The organism is Cellulosilyticum sp. I15G10I2, assembly GCF_900095725.1.
In the GTDB taxonomy this organism is placed as follows: domain Bacteria; phylum Bacillota; class Clostridia; order Lachnospirales; family Cellulosilyticaceae; genus FMMP01.
On sequence record NZ_FMMP01000006.1, the window covers coordinates 162264 to 188550 of the forward strand.

A 26287-nucleotide genomic window follows, 5' to 3' on the forward strand; every position below is an offset into this window, starting at 1 on the left:
GTAAATTTCAAAATGAAGATACAGATAAGAAAGAACAATTTTACAAAAAACATAAGTTATGTAAACTTTAAAACTCTAAAAAGATACTTAATCACTTTTGTTTTGATGATGAATTCAAGTAGATGCGTAAATTCATATAAATCTATATAGATTTGCATAACGATAATATTAAAACAATAATATTTGAGTTATGTAAACTGAAAAGATTTTTTCTAAAAATATAATTGCAATTGGAAATAAATTTTAAACGTTTATTATGTTAAATTATATTGAATTATTCTAGAAGTTATATTATAATACAACTATTATTACAATACTAATAATGAAGTGGTTTTGAATAGCCTAAAAGTTAATAGCAGAAAGCAATGGAGCTTTCCTAAAGTACAACTACTTAGGAGGGCTCTTTTTTTGTAAAATTGGCTATACAAATCTATTGTTCATTATACACTATAGATAGTTGCAAAGTTTACATAATTCAAAGAAAGCTAAAATAAGCAGATGTAATTTGTCGTAGTGTAACATTAGTACACAAATATTAAGGAGGAGAATTATGAGATTAAAGAAGTTAATGGCAATGGGGTTAAGTATGGTAATGGCTTTAGGGCTTGCAGGTTGTGGCGCGAAAGAAGCGGGGACAGTTAAACTTGGGCTTATTACACCAAAAACAGGTCAGGTTGCGCAATATGGTATTGCTGTCGAAAATGCAGTTAAAATTGCTGTCGAAGAAGTGAACGCAGCAGGGGGGGTTGGCGGCAAACAAGTAGAGCTGATTTCTTATGATAATAAAGCAGATGCAACAGAAAGTATTAACGTTTTCAACAGATTAGTAGATAACGATAAAATTGTTGCATTAGTTGGTCCAGTTATTTCATCAACTTCATTGGCTGTTGCACCTCTTGCGGAAGAAAAGCAAATTCCTATGATTTCACCAACAGCTACTAACCTTGCAGTAACACCAGATTATAAATATGTGTTTAGAGCATGCTATACAGATCCTTACCAAGGCGGAATAGTAGCAAAATTTGCAAGTGAAAATTTAGGTGCAAAAACTGCAGCTATTTTATACAATGCAGGCGATGACTACTCTACTGGTCTTGCAGAAGCTTTCAAAGCAACATTTGAAGCAGCAGGCGGTACAATTACTAATTATGAAGGCTATACAGCAGAAAATAAAGACTTTAAATCAGTACTTACAACTATTAAAGAAAAACAACCAGATGTTTTATTTAATCCAGACTACTACAATTCAGTTGGGTTAATCGCAGGTCAAGTTAAAGAAGTTGGTCTTCAAACAGTTATGCTTGGCGGAGACGGCTGGGATGATGTTCAAAAAGATTATGCTGGTGTTGTAGATGGTTACTTTTTTGCAAATCACTATGCAACAGATGATGAAGATGCAACAGTTCAAAACTTTATCAAAGCTTACCAAGATAAATATGAAGGCAATACACCAAATGCTCTAGGAGCACTCGGTTATGATGCTGCTAAAATTATGATGGCAGCTATTGAAAAAGCAGGAAGTACTGAAGGTGCAAAAATACTTGCAGCACTTCAAGCTACAAATTTAGGTGGAGTAACAGGTCAAATTACTTTTGATGAAAATGGTGATCCACAAAAAAGTGTTTCTATGATTAAAATAGAAAATGGTGCATTAAAACTTGAGGCTAAGGTTGGACAGTAAAAGATATATCTTCATATTTCAAGTCAATCATTAAATAATAAAGATGCATTATGATGAATTGGAACGAGGAGAAGTAACTTTTATTTCTCCTCTATTTTTATAGTTTAGGAAAGTATAAACTTGCTTGCAAGAATTTATACTTTCCTAAACTATAACCTCATCGTAGGTGATTGTGTCATGACTTGTTTTAACCTGAATATAAATGCTAAGGAGAGAAGAGGTGGGAAAATGAATGTATTTATTCAACAAGTAATTAATGGTATTCATGTAGGGAGTATTTATGCATTAATCGCTCTTGGTTACACAATGGTGTATGGTATTGTAAGACTTATTAACTTTGCCCATGGTGACATTTTAATGATGGGAGCTTATTTTGGCTTGTTTAGTATTACCATTTTTAGGTTGCCGTTTGGACTAGCTATTATTACGGCAATGGTTATATGTGCAGTTTTAGGGATGCTGATCGACGTTATAGCATATAAACCCTTAAGAAATGCACCAAGGATATCAGCGCTGATTACGGCTCTAGGCGTGAGTTTATTTTTAGAAAATTTATTTAGGGTTATTTTTGGAGCAGAACCAAAGAAAATGCCGGACATCTCCTCATTACAAGGGATGAGAACATTTGGAGGTATTCAAATTTCCGATGTAACGTTATTAACGGTTGTTTTATCTGTTGTTTTTATGGTGGGCTTACAATTTGTCGTTAAGAAAACAAAAGTAGGTAAAGCAATGCGTGCTGTTTCAGAAGATAAAGAGGCAGCTAGATTAATGGGTGTTAATGTTAATAAGACTATTTCTCTTACATTTGCATTAGGTTCAGCGCTTGGGGCACTAGGGGGCGTTTTGTATAGCGTTGCATATTATCAAGTAGAACCTTATATGGGTATCATGCCAGGCTTAAAAGCCTTTGTAGCGGCTGTTCTAGGGGGAATAGGCATTATCCCAGGAGCGATGCTTGGAGGATTTGTAATGGGACTCATTGAAAGTCTTTCTATAGGGTATATATCATCCAGATGGTCTAATGCTATAGTTTTTGGAATTTTAATATTGGTGCTTTTATTTAAGCCCGCAGGCATCTTAGGCAAAAATGTCAGAGAGAAAGTGTAGGTGAACCAGATGAAAAAATGGCAAGAATATGGAATTACGCTTATAGGAATCATTCTTTTATATTCTGTTTTATTAGTACTTATGGCCACAGGCGCGATCAATGGCTATCTTAAGGGTGTACTTATTTTAATAGGGATAAATATTATTGCAGCTTCCAGTCTTAATTTAGCAACAGGTTATTTAGGACAGCTAGCATTAGGTCATGCGGGCTTTATGGCGATTGGTGCTTATACATCAGCACTACTCATGCAGATGATTAAAGGTTCTAACTTTCCAACAGATGTCGCCTTGATGATTGCATTAGTTATAGGTGGCTTAATGGCGGCATTTTGCGGTGTGCTTATCGGTATACCTGCACTGCGTTTAAGAGGAGATTATCTGGGGATTGTTACACTCGGGTTTGGTGAAATTATAAGGATAGCTATTTTCAACCTAGAGTTTACTGGGGGAGCCCGTGGTTTTAGAGGCTATCCAGGTTCAATTAACTTTACTAAAATATATATTATTGTTGCTATCGTACTGGCTATGTTGTTTCTTCTTATTCGTTCAAGACACGGCAGAGCTATTGTGTCTATAAGAGAAGATGAAATAGCAGCAGAAGCAGTAGGAGTTCCAACAACCTTTTATAAGATTTTTGGTTTTGCTACATCAGCATTTTTTGCTGGGATAGCAGGAGGGACACTTGCCTTCTACCAAAAAATGATTGACCCTAAGAAATTTACTTTTATGTATTCAGTTGAAATATTTATTATTGTCGTATTAGGCGGAATGGGAAGCTTAACCGGAACAGTTGTTGCAGCGGTAGTATTAGGTATATTAAATGAGTTTTTACATGTTATTGATCAGTGGAGACTTGTTATTTATTCAGTTTTACTTGTTATCATGATGATTTTTAGACCAGAGGGACTATTAGGTAATAAAGAATTTTCATTTGTAGGACTTATAAAATGGCTTATAAAACGTTATAAAAAATCAGCATCAGTGGAGGTGAAATAATGGCACTATTAGAAACAAGTAACTTAGGCATCACATTTGGAGGACTAAGGGCAGTTGGAGAGTTTGAAATAAGTATTGAGAAAAATGAGCTAGTAGGCCTTATTGGACCTAATGGTGCAGGAAAAACAACTATTTTTAATCTTCTTACAGGAGTATATCTTCCGACAGAAGGAGATATTTTATTAAATGGTGAAAGTGTAGTCGGACTCAAGCCTTATCAAATTGTAAAAAAAGGATTGACGAGAACTTTTCAAAATATACGTCTTTTTAAAGAATTAACAGTACTTGATAATGTTAAAATTGCTTTCCATCATAAAATGGAATATGGGGTAGCAAATAGTATTCTGCGTTTTCCAGGTACACGTTTTTGGAAAGAGGAAAAAGAAATAGATGAAAAAGCCAGAGAGCTTCTTGCATTATTTAAAATGGAAAATAGCTGGAATCAGCTAGCAAAGAACCTACCATATGGCGAACAAAGAAAGCTTGAAATTGCAAGAGGTCTCGCTGCTGATCCTAAGCTTTTGTTATTAGATGAACCAGCAGCAGGAATGAACCCTCAAGAAACCAAAGAACTTATGGAAACAATTCATTTTATAAGAAATAACTTTGATGTATCTATTCTTCTTATTGAACATGATATGCATTTGGTCATGGGTATTTGTGAAAGAATTATTGTTATTGATTATGGTATGATTATTGCAAAGGGACTTCCAGAAGAAATTAAAGCCAATGAAAAAGTTATCGGCGCATATCTTGGGAACTAGGGGGTGAAGACATGTTAAAAGTAGATAATATACAAGTTTATTATGGCGCAATTCATGCCATAAAAGGTGTTAGTTTTCAAGTTGAAGAAGGCAAGATCGTTACACTAATAGGTGCTAATGGTGCGGGTAAAACGACTATTATGCATACTGTATCAGGGCTTATTAAGCCTCAGACTGGGACTGTTTCTTTTTCAAATACAGATATTACAAATACTAGAGCACATACGATTGTAGAAATGGGAATGGCACATGTGCCAGAAGGAAGACGTGTGTTCGCTAAGATGACTGTACGTGAAAACCTTGAAATGGGGGCGTATTCTAGAAAGGATAAGGGAGAACTGGATGCTGACTATGATATGGTGTATGGCAGATTTCCAAGGCTTAAAGAAAGAAGAAAGCAATTAGCTGGAACGATGAGCGGTGGGGAACAACAAATGCTTGCTATAGCAAGAGCGCTCATGTCTAAACCTAGACTTATGCTCTTAGATGAACCTTCTATGGGACTTGCACCTATTCTAGTAGACGAAGTTTTTAGTATCATAAAAGATATTAATAAAGGCGGTACAACGATACTGCTTGTAGAGCAAAATGCTCATAAAGCACTAAGTATTGCAGATAATGCCTATGTTTTAGAAACTGGCAATATCGTATTATCGGGAAATGCAAAAGAAATGTTAAGCCATGAGGCTGTCAAAAAGGCTTATTTAGGTTAAAAATATAGAGAAACAACATATAAGAAAGCTCTATGTGCTTAGGTGATAAGTACATAGAGCTTTCTTATTTATAGCTGCAAAACATAAATTAATAGGCACAATAATATAAAAGCAGTTAAAGATAAAACTAAGTTTCTTTTTCTCATAAGCAGTCACCTTTTTTTGGTATTATAATATGCATAATAAGTATAAAATGGTGCTAGAACAAAGGGTGTTTATGTTTTCCGTGCATATATAGCGTGGTTAAAATAAAATCTAGGATCATATAAAATACAATAAGCGGCGTGATCAAATGCCAAGTAGAAGCGGCAAGACTATAAAGTATATAAATAGCAGGATGAATAACTAATATGAGAAGTAAAGATAGCAAGCTCCAATAAATAGAAAACTTTAAACAAATGTATCCCTTATAGTTAAAAGGAACTTTGCTGTAGTCCCAATATTTTGTTTTAAAATAATAGGACATAAGCCATGCGGTGATATATTCAATTAAAGTTGGTAAAATCAGTGCAGCCAATATAAATATACTCAGCATTAATCTGTCTTTTAAAATAATAAGCATAGTGGCAGCAAATCCATACATAGGCTTAATGGGGCTCATTAAAAAATTTGCCCTTAAAAAACTTCTTACTGTAAACAAATTAAACAACCCTTCAATGATCCACCCTATAAAGCTATAAAATGTAAAAAAAAATAAGAGAGATTCTATTTGATACATACTATCACCTATCTCTATAACTAAAATTTATATATAGTATAAACGCAATTAATCAGAGTTACTCAGCAAATTTAAGAATATTAAAGGCAATTTTAGGGTATTTGTTTTAGCCAATTAAATAGATAATTATAGACCTCTTCTTTATTTTTTTCATGCAGTAGCTCATGACGATCTTCTTCAAAAAGCTTTAAAGAAACATCTTGAAAATTTAAGGTAAGGAGAAACTTATAAAGTTTAGTAACAGATTTACTATAATTCCCAACTGGATCGAGAGAGCCAGAGATAATAAGCAGAGGGATATCTTTCCTGATTTTTGCTAATTTTTCTTTGCGATATAAATCTTTTAATCCTCTAAAAAGATAATAATAAAAATTGATGGGAAAAACTAAGCCGCAATAGGGGTCCTTCTCATATTTTTCTACCTGATGGGGATCAGAAGAGATCCATCTGAATTTAGCGTCAGTATCTAAAAATTTCTTATTGAAAGATCCAAAGGTTAAATACTCGATAAATTGATTAGGTTTGGTATCTTGGATAAAGCGATGCTGGAGTGTCGTAATCAAGGTGCCAATCTGTATTTTGAACCCCTTTTGTAAAGCGCTGCCAGATAGAATCATACCATTTATTGCATGGGAGTAACGTGTAAGGTACTCCCATGCAATAAATGATCCAAAACTATGTCCTAAAATAATAAGTGGAAGGTTTTTATGCTGGGCTTTAATAAGCCTTGTAATCTTATATTCATCTTCAACAATTGCATTAAAGCCGTCTTGACCAATATAACCAAGACTCATAATATCAGATGCTGTTTTTCCGTGGCCACGATGATCATTTGCATAAACAATAAAGCCATTATAATTAAGAAAAGCTGCAAAATCTGTATACCTTTTAGCATGCTCGGCCATACCGTGAAAAATTTGCACAACGCCTTTAGGGGTGTCCACTTTATTCCATACATAGGTATAAACATTTATAGTTTGTCCACTTTTTTTCATAATTTTTAAAACCCCCTTGTATATTAGGTTATAGACCTGTAGACTATTTGATAGTATTCTAAGCGTTTTAAGCCTAATCTATTATAACATTTTGATTATAATGATAGTATTAGCAAAATACTAAAAATTATAAATTTGAGTTATTCATCACTATAAAGTTGTCTCTCGGAATGATTTGATATCACATATTATCGTAAATAACTAAAATTTAAAGATGTGAAATCTATAATAATACGGTATGTTGTAAAATAATTGAAGCTGTTATATTCAATAAAAATTTGTAAATTTATAAGATTAGCTATCACTAAAACGGTAATAATGTTATAATGAAGGGCAAACTTATAGTATAAATAGAGAAGAAATACCATAACCGTAAGTAGGTGGATAACGTATGGAAAAAGATTTTTTACCAATTAGTCAAGAGGATATGCTTAAAAGAGGTTGGGAACAACTGGATTTTATTATTGTAACGGCAGATGCCTATATAGATCACCACAGCTTTGGGACAGCCATTATTTCTAGAGTATTAGAGCAAGCAGGTTATAAAGTAGGTATTATTGCACAGCCCAATTGGAAAAGTACAGAAGATTTTATGAAACTTGGCAGGCCTAGACTTGCCTTTTTAGTAAATGGCGGCAATATGGATTCTATGGTTAACCACTACACTGTAAGTAAAAAACTTAGAGATAGGGATTTTTATTCACCAGGTGGTAAGATGGGCCTTCGCCCAGATCGTGCTACAATCGTATATTGTAATTGTATTCGTCAAGCCTATAAAAATATAGATATTGTTATAGGTGGCATAGAGGCAAGTCTTAGACGATTTGCACATTATGATTATTGGAGTGATAGGGTCAGAAAATCTATTCTCATAGACAGTGGCGCAGATCTTTTAGTCTATGGCATGAGTGAAAAACAAATTGTAGAGATAGCAAGTGCTTTAAATGATGGCCTTGCTGCTAAATATATTAGATATGTTAATGGCACATGTTATGTAGCAGACAGTGTGGAAGAGGTTTATGAGTATATTCAGATTCCTTCGTATAAACAAGTCTGTGAAGATAAGATAAAATATGCTGAAGCTTTTAAAGTGCAGTACGAAGAACAAGATCCAATTCGTGGAAGAGCGATTCTGCAGGAGCATAGCGGTAAATATGTGGTGCAAAATAAACCAGAAATGCCTCTTACAAGAGAAGAGTTAGATAAAGTTTATGCGCTTGGCTATATGAAGAATTATCATCCTATCTATGAGAAAGCTGGGGGCGTACCAGCCATAGAAGAAGTTAAATTTAGTTTAGTCAGTGCAAGAGGATGCTTTGGGAGCTGCTCTTTTTGTGCGCTTACATTTCATCAGGGCAGGATTGTTCAAAGTAGAAGTGAAGATTCTCTGTTAAACGAAGCTAAAGAAATAACAACTTTACCCGATTTTAAAGGTTATATACATGATGTTGGAGGACCAACTGCTAATTTTAGATATCCAGCCTGTAAAAAACAATTAAAACATGGCGCATGTAAAAATAAGCAATGCTTATCTCCTGGGCCATGTAAAGATCTTGAAATAGATCACGAGGAATACCTTAGAATTCTTAGAAATCTAAGAGAAATTCCTAAGGTAAAGAAGGTATTTGTGCGCTCAGGACTAAGATATGACTATATAATGGCCGATAAAAAGGATATATTTCTTAAAGAATTATTGGAACATCATGTAAGCGGACAGCTTAAGGTAGCACCTGAACATATAGCCCAAGAGGTACTAAAATATATGGGTAAACCGGCAGGTGGGACGTTTGATAAATTTTGTGAAAAGTTTGATAGGATTAATGAGCGTTTAGGCAAAAAACAATATATTATTCCTTATTTAATGTCGAGTCATCCGGGCAGCACTATTCAGTCCGCTATAAAGCTTGCTGAGTATTTAAGAGATATTCATTATCAGCCAGAGCAAGTACAAGATTTTTATCCAACACCTGGGACACTTTCAACAACTATGTATTACACAGGACTTGATCCATTAACTAAGCAGTCTGTATATATACCTAAAAGCAAAAGTGAAAAAGCCATGCAAAGAGCATTACTACAGTATCGTAATCCTAAAAAGTATGATATAGTTTATGAGGCTTTAGTGCTAGCCGGAAGAGAAGATCTTATTGGATATGGGCCAAAGTGCTTAATTAAGCCTAGAGAACATAAAAGGATAGTTAGAAATAACGAAAGCAAAAGCACCCTCCGGACAGATAATCCCAAAAAAACAAAAACTAAAGCTAAGTTAAAAAATACAAATAAGAAAAGATAAGCATAAACTGAATCATAAACTAGCGGAGCTTATTTGACACTGCTAGTTTAGTTAAAGACAATTATAAAACTTGTAATAAAATATATTAAGTTGCGAAAAGAGTTGATAGAGTGAGATTAATTAATGTAAATGCAATAAGAGAGGGAGATATTATTGCAAGAGATATTATAAGTTATGAAGGAGGGATCCTTCTCACCCGTTCTAGTAAATTTAAGAATGCTTTTAGACAAAAATTATTAGAGCGGAATATTTATGAGGTATACATAGATGATGAATTATCACAAGGTATATCTCCACAAGACATTATTAATCCTCAAATAAGACGTCAGATTAATCAGGATATAAAGACTGAGTTTGAAAAAATAAAACATACTTTAGATATTAATGTAGAGGGTATTTCTAGAATTACAACCACTTTATTTGAGGAACTTTCTAAAAAAGAGATTGTATGTGATGTCATGGATCTTAAAATGAATGATGATTATACGTATCAGCATTGTATAGGAGTAGCTATCTTAACGACCATTGTATGTAATAAAATGGGTATTCGTAAAGACCATGCCCATAAAATTGTTATGGGCGCACTGATGCATGATATAGGTAAGATTATTATACCTAAAAATACTTTAAATAAGCCAGAAAAGCTTACACAAGAAGAATATGAATTACTTAAGACCCATGTAGAGATAGGCTATAGAATAGTAGAAAAAAATAGCTCTGTAAGTCCCATTACAAAACTTGCTGTACTTTGTCATCATGAGAGAGAAGATGGTTCTGGCTATCCTTTAGGAAAAGGGGACGAATTACATATTGGCGCAAAAATAGTAGGGGTATGTGATGTATTTCATGCACTTATGTCAAATCGACCTTATAGACAAGCTTTATCTGTTAAAGAAGTTATTGCCATTGCTCAAATGGAGAAGATTAATGTACCTATAAGACAAGTCGTAGAAAGTATTTTAGCTTTTTATCCAGTTGGAAGTACTGTTCTTCTAAGTAATGGTGATATTGGTATTGTAGAGAAAAACTTCGTTCAAGACGTAGCAAGACCACTGGTAAAAGTCGTTTATAATGTGAACACCCACCAAAAGCATGAATACAAGCTTAATTTACAAGAGCGTTTGGATGTCTGTGTAGCAGAAAAAATTCCGGATATTCCTCATTCCTGATACTAAAAGTTTAACTTATAAAGAAACTCAAAAACGCCTCCTATAGAAGCTTCTATAGGAGGCGTTTTTGAGTTTCTAGGTTTAGCGTTTGCCATGATCAAATGGTTCTCCAGCAGCTTTGGGGGCCTGAGAAGATTTCGAAAAAATGACTAGGGCAATTAAGGTTACAACATACGGGAAAATCTTTAGAAATACAGACGGTATATTTGCAAATTGAGGAATAACTTGAGATACATTAGATACAGTGCTTGCAAAACCAAAAAATAAAGTTGTAGCTAGTATGCCAAGCGGTTTCCATTGACCAAATATAAGAGCGGCCAGTGCCAAAAAGCCAAAGCCAGCTACACTGCCATTAAATTCACCAGAAAAGGTAACAAGATAAATGCCACCACCAAGTCCAGCAAAAGCTCCGGATATTATAACGCCAATATAACGCATACGCGTAACATTAATGCCGGCTGCATCGGCTGCATGAGGATGTTCACCACATGCTCTTAGGCGCAGGCCAAAAGAAGTTTTATACAGAATAAAAGTAAATACCATAAGAATAATGAGTACTAACCAAGTAGTAGGATAGGTATTTCTAAAGAATAAGGGTCCAATAAAAGGAATATCCTTTAAAATTGTAATATTTTGTTTGCCAAGACTAGCAGGCAGACGAATATTACCACTTCCGGTTATATTTCTCGCTAAAAAGATAGTCAGCGAACCAGCCATCATATTAATAGCGGTACCGCTTATAACTTGATTAGCCTGAAGGTTAATACTTGCAAAGGCGTGAAGCAGTGAAAAAAGCGCACCAACAACCATTGCCATGATAAGTCCGACGGCTATAGTCCAGAGGTTGCTGCCAAATGAATGCTGAAGAAAAAAGATAGTGAGCCCGCTTGAAAAGGCGCCTACTATCATAAGTCCATCAAGACCGATATTAACGATACCACTGCGTTCACAGTAAAGAGCCCCGAGGGCTGTAATAAGCAGAGGAATAGTAAAAGCAATGGCGTAGGGGAATATTTGTTCAATAGTTTGCCACATGATTATTCATCTCCCTTCTTAGTGGGGTCTTTTTCGGATTCATGGGGAGGCATAAAGCCATAGCTTGTATTTAAATTATCTGTGTTTTTAACGGCAGTATCCACAAGCGGTGTTTGATCAGAACGTAAATTTTTGCGTGACTTATAAAACTTATCCAAGAATCGTTCAACCAACATACTTGTTGCTGCAAAATAGATAATTGTAGCAATAATGGTATCGGCTATTTCGGGAGGGATATCCGTCATGGCATTCATAAAACCACGTCCTGAGTAAAGAAGACCAAAAAATAATGCAGCAAGCAACGAACCAATAGGTGTATTTGCTCCAAGGAGTGATACAGCAATGCCATCAAATCCTTGAGACGGCATCACACCAATTTGGATGTTATTTGCGTTGCCTGCATATTGTACAACCCCTGCAAGGCCTGCAAGACCACCGGCTATCATCATGGAAAGAATAATATTCTTATTAACAGAAATACCCCCATATTCAGCGGCGTATCTGTTAAAGCCAACAGATTTTAATTCATAACCAAAAGTAGTTTTGTTTAAAATAAAAGCAATCACAAGAGCCGCAATAATAGCTACAAAAAGCCCTAGGTTAATATAGGAGCCTCCAAATAAATTGGATAACCAAGGTGCTCTTAACGTAGCGCTGTCTGCAAGAAGTCTTGATTCAGTCTCCATATTGCCTTTATAGTAGGCTTTAATGGCATAATAGACAATCCAATAACCTATCCAGTTCATCATAATGGAAGAAACAACCTCATGCACGTTAAACATGGCTTTTAAAATACCAGGAACAAAGGCAAACAAAGCCCCGCCAAAAAAACCTGCAAGCACCATAAGCGGCACCAAAATGGCACTAGGCAAGTTACTGCTGAGGCCTACCACAGTTGCGCAGAAACCACCAAACAGCATTTGACCTGGTGTTCCGATATTAAAAAGTCCTGTTCTAAAAGCAAAAGCAACAGATAGTCCAGTTAGAATAAGAGGTGTAGCAGTAGCTAATGTGTTGCCAATACGTTCTAAAGTTAATGTACCCCCTTGAATGAGATACATAAATCCTACAAAAGGATTATGCCCTGTAAGGAGCATCAAAAAAGCACCGGCAATTAATCCGAGGAACACTGCTATAAGAGAGACCATTCCCTTTTTATTCATGATTTATGCCTCCTTTCACACCTGCCATCATAAGGCCTATTTCATTTTCGTTTGTTTCATCAGCAATGACAGTACCAATAAGCTCCCCGTTATTGACGATAGCTATTTTATCAGAGACATTCATAACCTCATCTAGTTCAAGGGAAACAAGAAGAACAGCTTTTCCTTTATCACGCTGTTCAATAAGTCTTTGATGAATATACTCAATAGATCCTACATCTAGTCCGCGGGTGGGTTGAACAGCAATAAGCAGGTCTGGATCTAATTCCATTTCACGACCGATTATTGCTTTTTGCTGATTGCCTCCTGATAAAGAACGGGCTATAGAAGCGCCTCCTTCACCTGAACGCACATCAAATGAATCAATAATTGTATCGGTATACTTTTTAATAGCTTGTCTGTTTAAAAGTCCATATTTAGAAAATGGTTCTTGATGGTAGATTTCTAGAATCATGTTATCCTCTACACTATAGTCAAGAATTAAACCACGTTTATGCCGGTCTTCTGGAATATGGGCAATACCTGAAGCGATACGTTTTTTTACAGAGAGCTGATTAATCACTTTATCTTTTAAGATGATAGAACCACTTTCAATTTTTCTAAGACCTGTAATTGCTTCGACGAGTTCACTTTGTCCATTACCTTCGACGCCAGCGATGCCTACAATCTCTCCTGCTCTTATTTCAAGAGAGAAATTTTTAAGACCTAATACCTTTTTGTTATTTTGAACTGATAGATTATCGATTTTTAAAATAGTTGGGCCAGGCTTGCTGGCTGCTTTAGCAACTTTAAAAGATACAGGGCGACCGACCATCATTTTAGCCATTTCAGCTTCACTTGTAGAGCTGACATTTACTGTACCAATACATTTACCACGGCGAATAACAGTACAGCGGTCTGCAACAGCTTTGATTTCTCTTAGCTTATGGGTAATAAGTATAATAGATTTTCCTTCTTTAATTAGATTTTTCATGATTTCAATTAAGTCATTGATTTCTTGGGGTGTAAGTACAGCGGTAGGCTCATCAAAAATAAGAACCTTAGCATCTCTATAAAGCATTTTCATGATTTCAACTCTTTGCTGCATACCAACAGAGATATCTTCAATTTTAGCATAAGGGTCTATATTTAAACCATAACGCTTAGAAAGCTCAGCGACTTTAACAGCAGCAGATTTTATATCTACGCTTAATCCTTTTTTAGGTTCAATACCAAGAATAATATTTTCTGTCGTTGTAAAGTTGTGGACAAGCTTAAAGTGTTGATGAACCATGCCAATACCTAGATCATTGGCAACATTAGGATTCTCAATTTTGATTTCGGAGCCGTTCATTTTAATGATTCCTTGATCTGGATGATACATGCCAAAGAGCATACCCATAAGTGTGGATTTTCCGGCACCGTTTTCACCGAGCAGTGCATGTACTTCGCCAGCTTTAAGCTGAAGTGTAACATTATCATTTGCAACAATCCCTGGGAATTCTTTTCTAATATTTAACATCTCTACAATATAATCCATATTTTCGCCTCCTTTACTATAGATTTCACATTTTAAAGGCTGACTTATTCACGATGTTATTTGATGTGAAATCATTCTATGAAACAACATTATAGTAATGAATAAATCAAGTTTATATGTTGTTTCTCTATGTATTATATAACATTTCCTTTAATTTATTAGATATTATATTAAAAAAAGACGGAATTCCGTCTTTTTTTAATATAAATCATTTTATAAAGTAATAAGCGTATTTATAAGATTATTTAATAAGTGTGCCGTCATTTTCACTAGCTACAATAATGTCACCAGATTTTATTTTCTCAAAAATATCATTTGTTTTTGAGATAGTATCACTACTGAGGTTAGGATTAGTTTCAGGAATACCAATACCATTATTTTTAGCATCAAATGTAAGTATCTCACCACCAGGGAAAGTTCCTTCAGTTTCAGCCTTGATCATATCATAGGCTGCGACATCAATATATTTCATAGCAGATGTAAGAATAATGGATTTACCGGTTTTTTCATCAAGACCTTCTGCATATTGGTCAACATCTACACCAATTACCCAAACGTCCTGTCCGCTTGCAGCACGTTCTTTGGCTTCTGTAATAGCCCCTACACCAACTCCGCCAGCTGCTGTAAAGATAGCTTTTACGCCTTTATCATACATTTGAGCCGCAAGTTGTTGTCCCGCAGCTACATTATCAAATGAACCTTGATAAACGACATTTTCTTCTTTTACTGTAATAGAAGTGCCTAAATTTTCATTAGCATACTGGATACCTTGCTGGAAGCCCCAGTTGAATTTTTGAACAGCTGGAATTTCCATTCCGCCAATAAAACCAAAATTGCCATCTTTAACTTGAAGTGCTGATGCAACACCAGCTAAAAAGCCAGATTCATGTTCAGCAAAAAAGATAGAAACAGTGTTTTCTTTTACAACAGGTGTATAATCTCCTGTGTGAGGATAGCCATCAATAAGTACAAATTTTGCATCCGTATAACGATCTTGTGCTTGGAAAATAGCTGTTTCAAATTTAAAGCCTGGCGTTACAATGAATTTATAACCAGCGTCATAAAGATTTGTTATTTCTTTTAAGTAATCTGCTTCAGTAGTTCCGGTTGGCTTTAAGTATTTAGAGTTTGCACCTGAGCCTTGAACGCCTTCCCAAGTTCCCTGATTAAAGGATTTGTCATCAATTGTGCCAGCATCAGTTACCATACCTACTTTAAGATCGGTTTTAAGTGGTTCAAACTTACTGTTTGTTTGCTGTTTGGGTGCTGCACAGCCAGTAAATAAACTTATTACTAGGGCACTGCAAAGAACTACCGCTAAATGTTTCTTTTTCATTTTATTTCACCACCATTCAAAGTTTATAGGTAGTATTCTATGCTATAATACGCATTTGCATACTACTCATCTATCATATTAAATTTTAAGATTAATTTCAATCTCTAAATAATTTATTTTGAAAATTTAATAATAGATTATTAAAAAGATTTTAAATTAATAATATAAATTTAAAATTTAATCTTGTTTTTTAATCAAAAAAGGATATTAATTTAGTGCTATAATAGAAAATGTGAAATATACATTATTTTACAGGGGAAATTATAATGAATAAGGGGATGGCGCATGATGAGCAGTATTCGACTTGGTTTAACAACAATTTGGACAGAGAATGTTAACAGTATGAAAAAGTTTTATACAAATGTCTTGGGAATTGCAATCAAGCAGGATTTAGAGAAATACGTAGAGTTTGAAGATAAGGGGATTTGTCTGGCGATTTGCGAAAGAGAACTTATGAAAGAGTACAGTAAAGATTATGGATCAGTACGGCAAGGACAAAGTTTTCAAATAAGCTTTATGTGTGATAATGAAGCAGAGATACAGTATATATATGACAAAGCTATTAAAGAGGGTGGAGCAGGCATCCAGCCACCTGTCTATACTAGTCCTCACCAAATAGCTGCTTTATTTGGGGACCCAGATGGCAATATTCATGAGATTTATGCAAATATATAAAAACATTTTAAAAGGACAGCTTAATAAGCAAGCTGTCCTTTTAAAATGTTTTTTTGGGGGAGGTGTTAAACGTTTTATCTACAATATAAAGAGGTCTATTTTTGCTTTCATCATACATGCGACCAATATATTCCCCTAATACGCCTATAGCGACAAGCTGAACCCCTCCAAAAAAAGAAATGATAATAATAAGCCAGGCAAAATCAGGAATAACTATAATATGAGGGGATATAAGGGCTGTAAAATAATATAAAAATATTAGAAGTGCAATCATTACAGCAAATATACCAAGTTTCATAATGAGTCTTAGTGGTTTAGAAGAAAATGCGATAATACCATCTATAGCAAATTGGATCATTTTTTTAAAAGGGTATTTAGTTTTACCAGCAAATCTAGGCTGCCTTTCATAGGCGAGCGGTATCTGCTTAAAGCCACACCAGGGAATAAGTCCTCTTAGAAATCTATTATGCTCAGGCAGATGAATAAGAATGAGGGCTACTTTTTTATCAATTAGCCTAAAGTCACCAGTATCTAAAGGAATATTTATATCTGAGAGATAGTTTAAAAACCTGTAAAATATTTTTGCACTAAGACGCTTAAATAATGTTTCACCACTGCGCTTTTGTCTTCGGCCATAGACAACATCATAGCCTGATTCCCAAAAGGTTATCATATTGCAAATAAGCTCAGGGGGATCTTGAAGATCCGCATCTATAATGATAATTGCATCGCCTATGGCATAAGTAATACCACAAGTAACAGCAGCCTGATGTCCAAAGTTTCTGGATAAGCTTATGACTTTAACATGGTTATCTTTTAGGCAGAGAGCTTCAAGAAGCGGCAAAGTATTATCTGTGCTGCCATCATTTACAAAAATAAGTTCATAAGCATATAGTGTAATATCATGCATTATAAGAGATAACTTTTCATAGCAAGGCATAACCATAGCCTCTTCGGAATACATAGGAATGACAACGCTTATTTTTTTCATAACGTTTAATAACCTTTCAGAGTGTATTCATAATAGTTAGATTATAGCCATAATTATTGAATATTAAACGATCATACTGTGTAATAGAGATACTGAAAAAAAACGTATTTTATACAAAAATATGGAAGTTTATTTTGTAATAGGTATTTTTTTCTGGTATAATACACATAGAGTAACTTATATGAAAAGGAACAAGGAGGAAAGTGATGAATTCTAAACTCAAAAAAGCTCTTGCAGCAATCTTTATTTTTTGTACAGCACATACTATTGTACATGCAGAGCCTATAAAACTTACATATGATGGGAAAACACATCCTTATGATTTGCTGCCTATTAACCTTTATATAAATAATCAACCTATTGCAACAACAATTATGCCGCCTATACAACTAGGTGAGCGTGTCTTAGTGCCAGCCAGAGAGGTATTTGAACCGATGGGTGCAACTGTGGAGTGGAAAGCAGATGAAGAAAAAGTTTATGTGTATGATCAGACCTCATTATTAGTTTTAGAAGTTAATGCGCCAGAAGCTTTTGTAAATGGACAGATTAAACTTTTGGACATGCCTCCTAAAATTATTAATGACAAGCTGATGATCCCTATTCGTTTTATCAGTGAACAGCTAGGATACGGTGTAATATGGCAAGGTGAAACGAGAAATGTCTTAATAGACAAACCAGTGACTGTTCCGAAAGAAACCTTACCTATTCCAGAAGAAGCCATACCAGTGGAACAGACTCCGCCTACACAAAACTTAGAAAACACATTAAATAATATTAGTTATGTACATAATGAAAACACATTGATACTCGAAAAACCATCACGTCTGTCTATTAATGATATATCAGTTATTGATTTATTTAGAGAAAGAAAAATAATTGTGAACTTAAATGGAGATTACTCAGACTTTTTTTATGAAGGCCATTTAGTCAGTCAGGAGGGACGTATCAAAAATGTAAGTGTTAGTTATAATGGAGGAACACAACTCATTATAGATACGTTTACAATAAGTGCAGTTAATATTTATGAAGTAGGTAATCAAATACATATACAATTTGTAAAGCCAAGTGAAAAATACAGCCAGATAGTTGTTATAGATGCAGGACATGGCGGGAGTGATCCAGGAGCCAGATCGGCGTCAGGTATTATGGAGAAAGAACTGAATATACGTTACGCGATGGATGTTTACCAATTACTTCTTAATAATCCTCATCTTAAAGTTTACATGACTCGGGAAACGGATGTAAAACCTAGTTTACAAGAAAGAGCCATATGGTCAAATGAAATTGGGGCACATCTTTTCGTAAGTATTCATAATAACTCAATTAATAACCCTGCGGTTAATGGGACTGAAACTTTCTATTTCAGCAATCCGGATGACCCAAGATCCGAGTATTTTGCAAAAATGATTCAGGCGAATATGGTGCAAGGGTTAGGGATGACAGATAGAAAAGCAAAAGCAGGTAATGGCCTTTTTGTACTTAAAAATACAACTATGCCAGCTGTTTTACTTGAAATAGGGTTTATGTCAAATGTACAAGATTTGGATAAATTAACACAGCCTGATTTTTCGCCGCGTTTGGCTCAAATTATTTATGATTCTATTATGGCGTATTTTGAGAGTGGCTATCATCTTATGCAATAACTTACACTGTTTAAATATCAAGTTATAGCATTCACTAACCGAATCTACTAAAATAAAACAAAATGGCACTTATATTAAGTGCCATTTTGTTTTATTTTAGTAGAAATATTGTCTGCATATTTGAGAAAAATATCTATAAATTTATACAAAACTATAAAAAAGCTTGAAATAACAATACATAAACTTGAAAAGAAAAAAATATTATGATATAGTATGTTTGCGGGAAACAAATGTTCACGACAAGCGAACAAGGAGAATATTATGAAAGAAAAACATCAGTTCTATGTGATTGGTAAAGATGTACTGCCAGAAATTTTTTTAAAAGTAGTAGAAGCGAAAAAACTATTAGAAAAAAATACTATGTTGACCGTACAAGAAGCTACAGAACAAATAGGGATTAGCAGGAGTTCTTTTTATAAATATAAAGATTCTATTTTCCCTTTTTATGATAAAGGCAATGGGCAAGCAATTACTATGCTGATCCATTTGCAAGATGAACCAGGAATATTATCGGATGTTCTTAATCATATTGCCAGTGTGGGAGGAAATGTTTTGACGATCAACCAAATGGTTCCCATGAATGGCATAGCTATTATCAATTTATGTATGCAGACAGCGAATATGATTATGAATATAGAAGAATTCATTAATGAATTAGAAACATTAAGAGGCGTACAGCAAATAAAAATACTGGCTAGAGAATAGTATGATATGAAGTCAGATCATGATATTATTGGAGGTAATTATATGAAAATTGCATTACTAGGACTTGGAACAGTTGGCCAAGGCGTTGTAGAAGTCATTAATGAAAATAAAGAAAGCATAGCCAAAAGAGCAGGCCAGCCCATAGAGATAAAATATATATTAGATATTAGAAGTTTTGAAGGCGAAGCAATTAGTAAACTGGTTATTAAAGATTTTGATATTATTGCAAATGACAAGGAAATAGCAATCGTAGTAGAAGCAATGGGAGGTATAGAACCTGCGTATACATATGCTAAAACAAGTTTGTTAAAAGGAAAGAGCTATATTACTTCTAATAAAGAACTTGTTGCACTACATGGGGCAGAACTCCTAGAAATAGCTAGAAGCAACAAAGTGAACTTTTTGTTTGAAGCTAGCGTAGGCGGAGGTATTCCTATTATAAGACCGCTAAATCAGTCACTTACGGCTGATGAGATTTTTGAAATTACAGGTATACTTAACGGCACAACAAATTTTATTCTTACTAAGATGCAGCAAGAAGGTAAAGCTTTTGAAGATGTCTTAAAAGAAGCTCAGGCGCTTGGTTATGCAGAAAAAAACCCTGAAGCTGATGTAGAAGGCTATGATGCATGCCGTAAAATCGCTATCCTCTCTTCCCTTGCATTTGGGGAACATGTGAGTTTCCAGGACATCCCTACTGAGGGGATTACAAAGATCACGACAGAAGATATGGTTTATGCAGATAATATGGGATATGTTATTAAACTGCTTGCAACATGTCAAAAACAAGATGCTAGTATCTTTGCAAGAGTATCACCTATGCTTATTGCAAAAAGCCATCCGCTTGCCATGGTAAGTGATGTATTCAATGGTATTTTTGTTAAAGGCAATGTTATTGGGGATGTCATGTTCTATGGAAGAGGTGCAGGTAAGCTTCCTACAGCTAGTGCCATGGTTGCAGATATTGTAGATGCAGCAAAACATACAGGTACCAATATTATATCTTTCTGGAACAAAGAAAAAATTGAACTTAAGGACAAAGAGCAAGTTAAGGTTAAATATTTTATAAGACTTAAAAAACATAGCGAGCGTATGGATGATATTATCAAAGAAGTATTTAATGAAATAGAAGAGGTTCCATCACTTCAGGGTGAATATGCTTTTATTACAAATGTTGATACAGAAGCAAACTTTACAGAAAAGATGAGTGAATTATCTGATTTAGTTATCCTAAATAAAATACGTATAGATAAGTAGAGGCGATAAGATGAAGTATATAGTTGTACTTATAGATGGGGCAGCTGATGAACCGATAAAGGCACTGGGTGATGTTACACCTTTAGAATATGCAAAGACTAAGATGATAGATCAGCTTGCTCCCTACAGCACCATAGGTATGGTAAAAACCATACCAGATGGCTGTGCAAAAGGTAGTGATACAGCCAATCTTTCAGTATTAGGTTATGATCCAACGGTATTTTACTTTGGGAGAAGTCCTCTAGAAGCACTCAGCATGGGCGTAAACTTAAAGGATACAGATGTTACTTTTAGAACCAATGTAGTGACATTAAGTGAAGAAGGGGACTATGAAGATAAAATTATTTTAGATCATAGTGCAGATGAGATTACGACAGAAGAAGCAAATGAGTTGCTGCTAGCCATTGAAGAAGCGTTAGGGGATGAAATTAGAAAATTTTATCCAGGAGTAAGCTACAGACATTTGCTTGTCTGGGATCAGGGCAGTACACAAGTCAAGCTTATACCGCCCCACGATATTTTAGATCAGCGTATTGGAAATTATAAGCCAGAAGGTATAAATAGTGACTTGATTTGGGAACTTATGAAAAAGAGCTATACTATTCTTAACCACCATCCGATTAATGAAGCAAGAAGGAAAAAAGGGTTAAGACCTGCTAATAGCATTTGGATATGGGGAGAAGGCACTAAGCCACAGCTGCCTTTATTTAAGGAAAAGTATCAAGTCGAAGGCGCTGTTATATCCGCTGTGGATCTTATAAAGGGAATCGGGATTGGAGCTGGTATGACATCAATAGATGTTGAAGGGGCTACGGGTAATGTGCATACGAACTATAAAGGGAAAGCAGATGCAGCTATTAAGTGGCTTATTGAGGAAGATAAAGATTTTGTCTATGTGCATTTAGAAGGACCCGACGAATGCGGACACAGAAATGAATTAGAGAATAAAATTAAAGCGATTGAATACATAGACCAAAAAATCATTACGCCTATTATAGAGGCAATGGATAATAAGTCTATAGCGTATAAGATGTTGGTGGTGCCTGACCATCCAACGCCACTAAGACTCAGAACACACACGGGAGATCCTGTCCCATATATGATTTATCAAAGTGGCAGTGCACTGATTAATAAAGATAATCGATATACAGAACATTTCGCAAAGAACACAGATTATTATATTAAAAAAGGGCATACATTAATGGATGTATTTCTTAAATAATAAGTAAACAGTGAGTTTTGGATAAACAGGTATATGATTACTATTATTATATTTAGATTACACTAAGAATTGTTAGAGGAGGAAAAAACGTGTTAATTGTACAAAAATTTGGAGGAAGCTCTGTTGCAAATGCAGAAAGAGTATATAATGTAGCCAAAAGAGTTGCTGAGACTTATAAAAAAGGAAATGATGTTATTGTAGTTCTTTCAGCACAAGGGGATACAACAGATGACCTTATTGCAAAAGCAAAAGAAATCAGCAAAAATCCGCCTAAACGTGAGATGGATATGCTTCTTTCAACAGGCGAACAACAATCTGTAGCACTAATGGCTATGGCACTTTCAGAACTCGGATATCCTTGTGTTTCTTTAAATGCCTATCAAGTAGGGATGATCACAACTTCAGCATATAGCAACGCCAGACTTAAAAGAATTAAACCAGATAGAATAAGAAGAGAATTAGATAGAAGAAATATCGTTCTGGTAACTGGTTTTCAAGGTATGAATCGCTTTGATGATATAACGACTTTAGGAAGAGGCGGATCTGATACAACGGCAGTGGCTATTGCAGCAGCCCTTAATGCAGATCAGTGCGAAATCTATACTGATGTTGACGGTGTTTATACAGCTGATCCAAGAGTAGTAAAAGATGCAAAGAAATTAGACGAAATTACTTATAATGAAATGTTAGAACTTGCGTCATTAGGAGCAAAAGTACTTCATAATAGATCAGTTGAATTAGCTAAAAAATACAATGTAGAATTAGTAGTAAGATCAAGTTTAACAAATGCAGAAGGAACAGTAGTTAAGGAGGCATGTAAAATGGAAGAGATGTTAATTAGCGGGGTAGCAGGTGATGATGAGATTGCACGTGTATCTTTAATAGGATTAGCAGATACGCCTGGAAAGGCATTTGATATATTTGCAACACTTGCAAAGAAAAATATCAATGTAGATATTATTTTACAGTCCATTGGACGTGATAATACAAAAGATATTTCATTTACAATACCAGATACAACCCTTTCAGATGCAAAAGAAGTTATTGAACAAAATATGCAGCGTTGGGGCGCAAAGAGTGTAGATTACAATGAAAATTTAGCAAAAGTATCAGTTGTAGGTGCTGGAATGGTAGCAAATACTGGTGTAGCTTCTAAGATGTTTGAAGCAATGTATGATTGTGGTATTAACATTCATATGATTTCTACTTCAGAAATTAAAATTTCTATTCTTATAGATAAAAAAGAAATGCATAGAGCAATGAATGCTATACATGGCAAATTTGATTTAGCTGATTAAGTAATGCATGACAAAAGGTGAGTGATAAAAATATCTCTCACCTTTTGTACTTCTCTATAGATTTCACATCTTTAAATTATAATTATTCATGATAATATGTGATGTGAAATCATTCTGAGAAACAATTTTATAGTGATGAATAATTCAAGTTTATGTGTTGTTTCTCTATATACATCAAGAAAGGAGCAGATCTACACATTATGATTAAAGTAAAAGTACCAGCTACAACAGCAAATATGGGACCAGGTTTTGATAGCATAGGCATGGCACTTAGTATGTATAATATTGTCTATGCAGAGGAAATTGAACAAGGCTTTGAAATTGTTATTCAGCAAGGGAGCACCCAGATACCTACTGATGAAACAAATCTTATTTATACAACTATAAAACATTTTTATAATAATATTAGAAAACCTATGCCAGGTGTAAGGATTATACAGCAAGACAGTATTCCTCATACCAGAGGACTTGGGAGCAGTGCGGCTTGTATTGTTGCAGGACTGCATATTGGCAATGCACTTAGTCAAAGTTTTTTTTCAAAAGAAGAGCTTGTTCAAATGGCAGCCCAGATTGAGGGGCATCCAGATAATACTACACCAGCCCTCCTAGGTGGGATGACGATTGGGGCAATGAATGCCAATGATATGAAGTATGTAAAAATTAATGTTGCTGAAAACATACACTTTGCAGTGATGATACCGGACTTTATATTATCAACGGAACTTGCGAGAAGTGTTCTGCCAAAAGAGGTACCCTTAGAAGACGCAGTATTTAATTCATCTAGGGCGGCACTTCTTGCAGCATCGATGATTACAGGCGATATAGATAATTTAAGTTTGGCCATGGAAGATCGCCTGCATGAGCCTTATAGGGCGAAGCTTATACCTAATATGTTTGAGATAATTAATCAGGCTAAGTGCTATGGCGCTAAAGGTGCCTTTCTAAGCGGGGCTGGACCTACCCTTATTGCAGTAATTAAAAATGTGGTGGCGTTTAGGAAAGAAATTGCAGAATATTTAAACTCACTAGATGATGACTGGCAGGTTCAGATGCTGCAGGTTGATAATGAAGGGGCTAAAGTTTGGATTAATGAAGAACTTAAATATTAGTCTTAGTCTTTCAAATGTCCTAAAAGATAAGAAAATCTATCTTTTAGGACATTTTTAACTCAAAAAAGTATAAGTTTATTTATAGATGTAAATAACTCTGTAAATTAGATTTAAAATTTAATGATTTGAAGAGTTACATAAATAGTAGTATAATTTATTTAATACATAGATTTCGCATTTTAAAGGTTAACTTATTCAGGAACTTGTTTGATGTGAAATCATTCTGAGAAACAACTTTAATCATATGAATAACTTAAGTTGTAAAGTTGTTTCTCTATAGGTATGAGGAGATTCATATGGTAATTAAAGAAATCATTATAAAAACCCTTAAACAAGCTTTAGAAATGATTATCATAATAGGTATCGCAACGTTTAATTTGGATACTGTATTTAAACAATCAATATGGATTAATCTTTGTACAGCGCTTATGATCTTATCAAGTATGTCGGGATTATTTGTAGTATTCAGCCACTTAGATAACAAACAAAATAACAAAGCCAATATGATAGGTGTAGGGTATGCAGCCATTTCTGTACTGCTTATTTTAAAATTTTATCATAATGTATTTGTGCATATGCAAATACAAGGTCTTTATGCTAACGAAAAAGCACAATTTATGATAGATTTATTGGAGATTATTTGTCTTCTTGCAGGCATTAGATACGTTAGTCATATGACAAATATTAAGAAGTATATGATGCTTAGTCTGGGGATACTTATAGGGGCTATAGCAGTAAGTTACAGAGTAGACTTTTCAGAAGTTGTTTTTATAAGCGATAACTTGAAAGATATGAGTGTTATAAGTATGAGAGTATTACTGTTTATTATAACTAGCTGCGCTATGGTTTTTTGCTATAATAATGCTGATCAGCCCCATAGTACAAATGTATATAGATTTTTACTTGTTTTAGCCTTGCAGGGGATTTATCAGGGCGTTTATATAATCTTATATCAATGGACTGATTTAGTTTATGACTCATTTTTAGCGATACTTAAAGTAATCATTTATGTCAATGTCTTTCTCTTTGTTTATCATGATACACTGCATATTATTTGGAAGAGTAAAGATAAGGACTTAAAAGGGAAGAAAAAAAAGCTGATAGAGGATACCAAACAAAAAAACATATTAATTTTGGTATCCGAGAAGCTGCAAGAGTATGTGAAACAAATTGATGAAGCTGCTCAAAATCTTCAAGAAAAAGTTGAAACAAATTATGAGGATAAAAAACTTAAGTATGTAAAGATGATTAAACAAAATGGCTACAGGCTTGAAAAGTTAGCTCATAATATTAAGGCCCTTAACCAGATAGAAACTGGTGTACTGTTACCGTATTTTGTTCTTGTAGATATTGCAGAACTTATACAGCAGATTATTGACTCCATAGAACCTTACGCAAGCGCTATGCATGTTCAGATTGAATTCATTCGAGAAAAACATAAAATTTATTGTTATATAGATATAGATTTTATAGAAAGAATTATGCTTAATCTGCTATCTAATGCCATTAAATACAATAAAGAAAACGGCAAAGTATATCTTTATATTAATACTAGAAAAGATAATGTGTATCTTTGTGTTAAAGACACCGGGCTTGGCATTCCGAGTCATAAGCTGAGTACTATTTTTAACCGATTTGAAAGAGGAGACGCTCAGACAACTCGAAAAAAGGAAGGGAGCGGACTTGGACTGCCGATTGTGAAGTCGCTCGTAGAAGCCCATAAAGGAACAATTTCGGTTATAAGTAAAGTAAACTATGGCACGACGATTAGTATGCAGTTTCCAGAATATAAAGGGATGAACATAGAGTGTTCTCATTATGCAGATACTAAAAAAGAAGCATTACAGGATAAAATTAAAGTTGAATTTTCAGATCTGAAAATATAATATAATAGT

At 34.6% G+C, this 26287-nt stretch carries 22 protein-coding genes; 15 read left to right on the top strand and 7 right to left on the bottom strand.

Going from position 1 to position 26287, the window contains the following annotated elements; all coding sequences use genetic code 11:
- Positions 1–550: 550 nt before the first annotated feature.
- From BN3326_RS00840 to BN3326_RS00860, 5 genes are all read left to right on the top strand, one after another.
- Positions 551–1681, top strand: a complete 1131-nt coding sequence (locus BN3326_RS00840) for an ABC transporter substrate-binding protein (protein WP_069997228.1) — start codon at positions 551–553, stop codon at positions 1679–1681.
- Between the two features lie 228 nt (positions 1682–1909).
- Positions 1910–2791 carry a branched-chain amino acid ABC transporter permease gene (locus BN3326_RS00845; RefSeq protein WP_069997229.1) on the top strand — a complete coding sequence of 294 codons (882 nt, stop codon included), beginning with the start codon at positions 1910–1912 and terminating at the stop codon, positions 2789–2791.
- A gap of 9 nt (positions 2792–2800) precedes the next feature.
- The gene (locus BN3326_RS00850) at positions 2801–3787 is read left to right on the top strand and encodes a branched-chain amino acid ABC transporter permease (RefSeq protein WP_207646294.1); all 987 of its coding nucleotides are present in this window, start codon (positions 2801–2803) and stop codon (positions 3785–3787) included.
- Positions 3787–4551 carry an ABC transporter ATP-binding protein gene (locus BN3326_RS00855; protein WP_069997231.1) on the top strand — a complete coding sequence of 255 codons (765 nt, stop codon included), beginning with the start codon at positions 3787–3789 and terminating at the stop codon, positions 4549–4551. Before BN3326_RS00850 ends, BN3326_RS00855 begins: the two co-directional genes overlap by 1 nt.
- A gap of 11 nt (positions 4552–4562) precedes the next feature.
- Positions 4563–5264: an ABC transporter ATP-binding protein gene (locus tag BN3326_RS00860; RefSeq protein ID WP_069997232.1), complete on the top strand. Its 702-nt coding sequence runs from the start codon at positions 4563–4565 to the stop codon at positions 5262–5264.
- Between the two features lie 199 nt (positions 5265–5463).
- On the opposite strand, the gene BN3326_RS00865 is transcribed toward BN3326_RS00860, so the two are convergent.
- Together BN3326_RS00865 and BN3326_RS00870 are read right to left on the bottom strand one after the other, a co-directional pair.
- Positions 5464–5982, bottom strand: coding sequence for a putative ABC transporter permease (locus BN3326_RS00865; RefSeq protein WP_069997233.1), 519 nt, complete (start codon positions 5980–5982; stop codon positions 5464–5466).
- 92 nt (positions 5983–6074) lie between these two features.
- Complete coding sequence (locus BN3326_RS00870) at positions 6075–6977, bottom strand: alpha/beta hydrolase (RefSeq protein WP_069997234.1); 903 nt, start codon at positions 6975–6977, stop codon at positions 6075–6077.
- A gap of 391 nt (positions 6978–7368) precedes the next feature.
- Here BN3326_RS00870 and BN3326_RS00875 point away from each other — a divergent pair, with 391 nt between their 5' ends.
- On the top strand, positions 7369–9270 hold the full coding sequence (locus BN3326_RS00875; protein WP_069997235.1) for a YgiQ family radical SAM protein: 1902 nt from the start codon (positions 7369–7371) through the stop codon (positions 9268–9270).
- A gap of 110 nt (positions 9271–9380) precedes the next feature.
- Complete coding sequence (locus BN3326_RS00880) at positions 9381–10439, top strand: HD-GYP domain-containing protein (RefSeq protein WP_069997236.1); 1059 nt, start codon at positions 9381–9383, stop codon at positions 10437–10439.
- A gap of 81 nt (positions 10440–10520) precedes the next feature.
- On the opposite strand, the gene BN3326_RS00885 is transcribed toward BN3326_RS00880, so the two are convergent.
- The 4 genes from BN3326_RS00885 to BN3326_RS00900 all read right to left on the bottom strand — a co-directional run bounded on the left by BN3326_RS00885 (position 10521) and on the right by BN3326_RS00900 (position 15492).
- Positions 10521–11474 (bottom strand): ABC transporter permease, encoded by a 954-nt coding sequence (locus BN3326_RS00885; RefSeq protein ID WP_069997237.1) that lies wholly within the window; start codon positions 11472–11474, stop codon positions 10521–10523.
- A 2-nt stretch (positions 11475–11476) separates the two neighbouring features.
- Complete coding sequence (locus BN3326_RS00890) at positions 11477–12637, bottom strand: ABC transporter permease (protein WP_069997238.1); 1161 nt, start codon at positions 12635–12637, stop codon at positions 11477–11479.
- Positions 12630–14156, bottom strand: coding sequence for an ABC transporter ATP-binding protein (locus BN3326_RS00895; protein WP_069997239.1), 1527 nt, complete (start codon positions 14154–14156; stop codon positions 12630–12632). Before BN3326_RS00895 ends, BN3326_RS00890 begins: the two co-directional genes overlap by 8 nt.
- Positions 14157–14397: 241 nt before the next feature.
- Positions 14398–15492, bottom strand: coding sequence for a BMP family lipoprotein (locus BN3326_RS00900; RefSeq protein WP_069997240.1), 1095 nt, complete (start codon positions 15490–15492; stop codon positions 14398–14400).
- Between the two features lie 288 nt (positions 15493–15780).
- Here BN3326_RS00900 and BN3326_RS00905 point away from each other — a divergent pair, with 288 nt between their 5' ends.
- Entirely contained in the window at positions 15781–16167 is a 387-nt protein-coding gene (locus BN3326_RS00905) for a VOC family protein (RefSeq protein ID WP_069997241.1), read from the top strand.
- Between the two features lie 40 nt (positions 16168–16207).
- Here the strand turns inward: BN3326_RS00905 and BN3326_RS00910 are convergent, their stop codons facing one another.
- Positions 16208–17158, bottom strand: a complete 951-nt coding sequence (locus BN3326_RS00910; protein ID WP_069997242.1) for a glycosyltransferase family 2 protein — start codon at positions 17156–17158, stop codon at positions 16208–16210.
- Positions 17159–17364: 206 nt separating this feature from the next.
- Between BN3326_RS00910 and BN3326_RS00915 the strand changes: the two genes are divergently transcribed.
- The 7 genes from BN3326_RS00915 to BN3326_RS00945 all read left to right on the top strand — a co-directional run bounded on the left by BN3326_RS00915 (position 17365) and on the right by BN3326_RS00945 (position 26278).
- Positions 17365–18801, top strand: coding sequence for an N-acetylmuramoyl-L-alanine amidase (locus tag BN3326_RS00915; RefSeq protein WP_069997243.1), 1437 nt, complete (start codon positions 17365–17367; stop codon positions 18799–18801).
- A gap of 261 nt (positions 18802–19062) precedes the next feature.
- Complete coding sequence (locus BN3326_RS00920; protein WP_069997244.1) at positions 19063–19506, top strand: ACT domain-containing protein; 444 nt, start codon at positions 19063–19065, stop codon at positions 19504–19506.
- A 42-nt stretch (positions 19507–19548) separates the two neighbouring features.
- Positions 19549–20763 (top strand): homoserine dehydrogenase, encoded by a 1215-nt coding sequence (locus BN3326_RS00925; RefSeq protein WP_069997245.1) that lies wholly within the window; start codon positions 19549–19551, stop codon positions 20761–20763.
- Positions 20764–20773: 10 nt separating this feature from the next.
- On the top strand, positions 20774–21985 hold the full coding sequence (locus BN3326_RS00930; protein ID WP_069997246.1) for a cofactor-independent phosphoglycerate mutase: 1212 nt from the start codon (positions 20774–20776) through the stop codon (positions 21983–21985).
- Between the two features lie 89 nt (positions 21986–22074).
- The gene (locus BN3326_RS00935) at positions 22075–23283 is read left to right on the top strand and encodes an aspartate kinase (RefSeq protein WP_069997247.1); all 1209 of its coding nucleotides are present in this window, start codon (positions 22075–22077) and stop codon (positions 23281–23283) included.
- Positions 23284–23483: 200 nt separating this feature from the next.
- Entirely contained in the window at positions 23484–24392 is a 909-nt protein-coding gene (gene thrB / locus BN3326_RS00940) for a homoserine kinase (protein WP_069997248.1), read from the top strand.
- Between the two features lie 296 nt (positions 24393–24688).
- A complete protein-coding gene (locus BN3326_RS00945; protein WP_069997249.1) occupies positions 24689–26278 on the top strand; it encodes a sensor histidine kinase in 1590 nt (529 codons plus the stop codon).
- Positions 26279–26287: the final 9 nt, after the last annotated feature.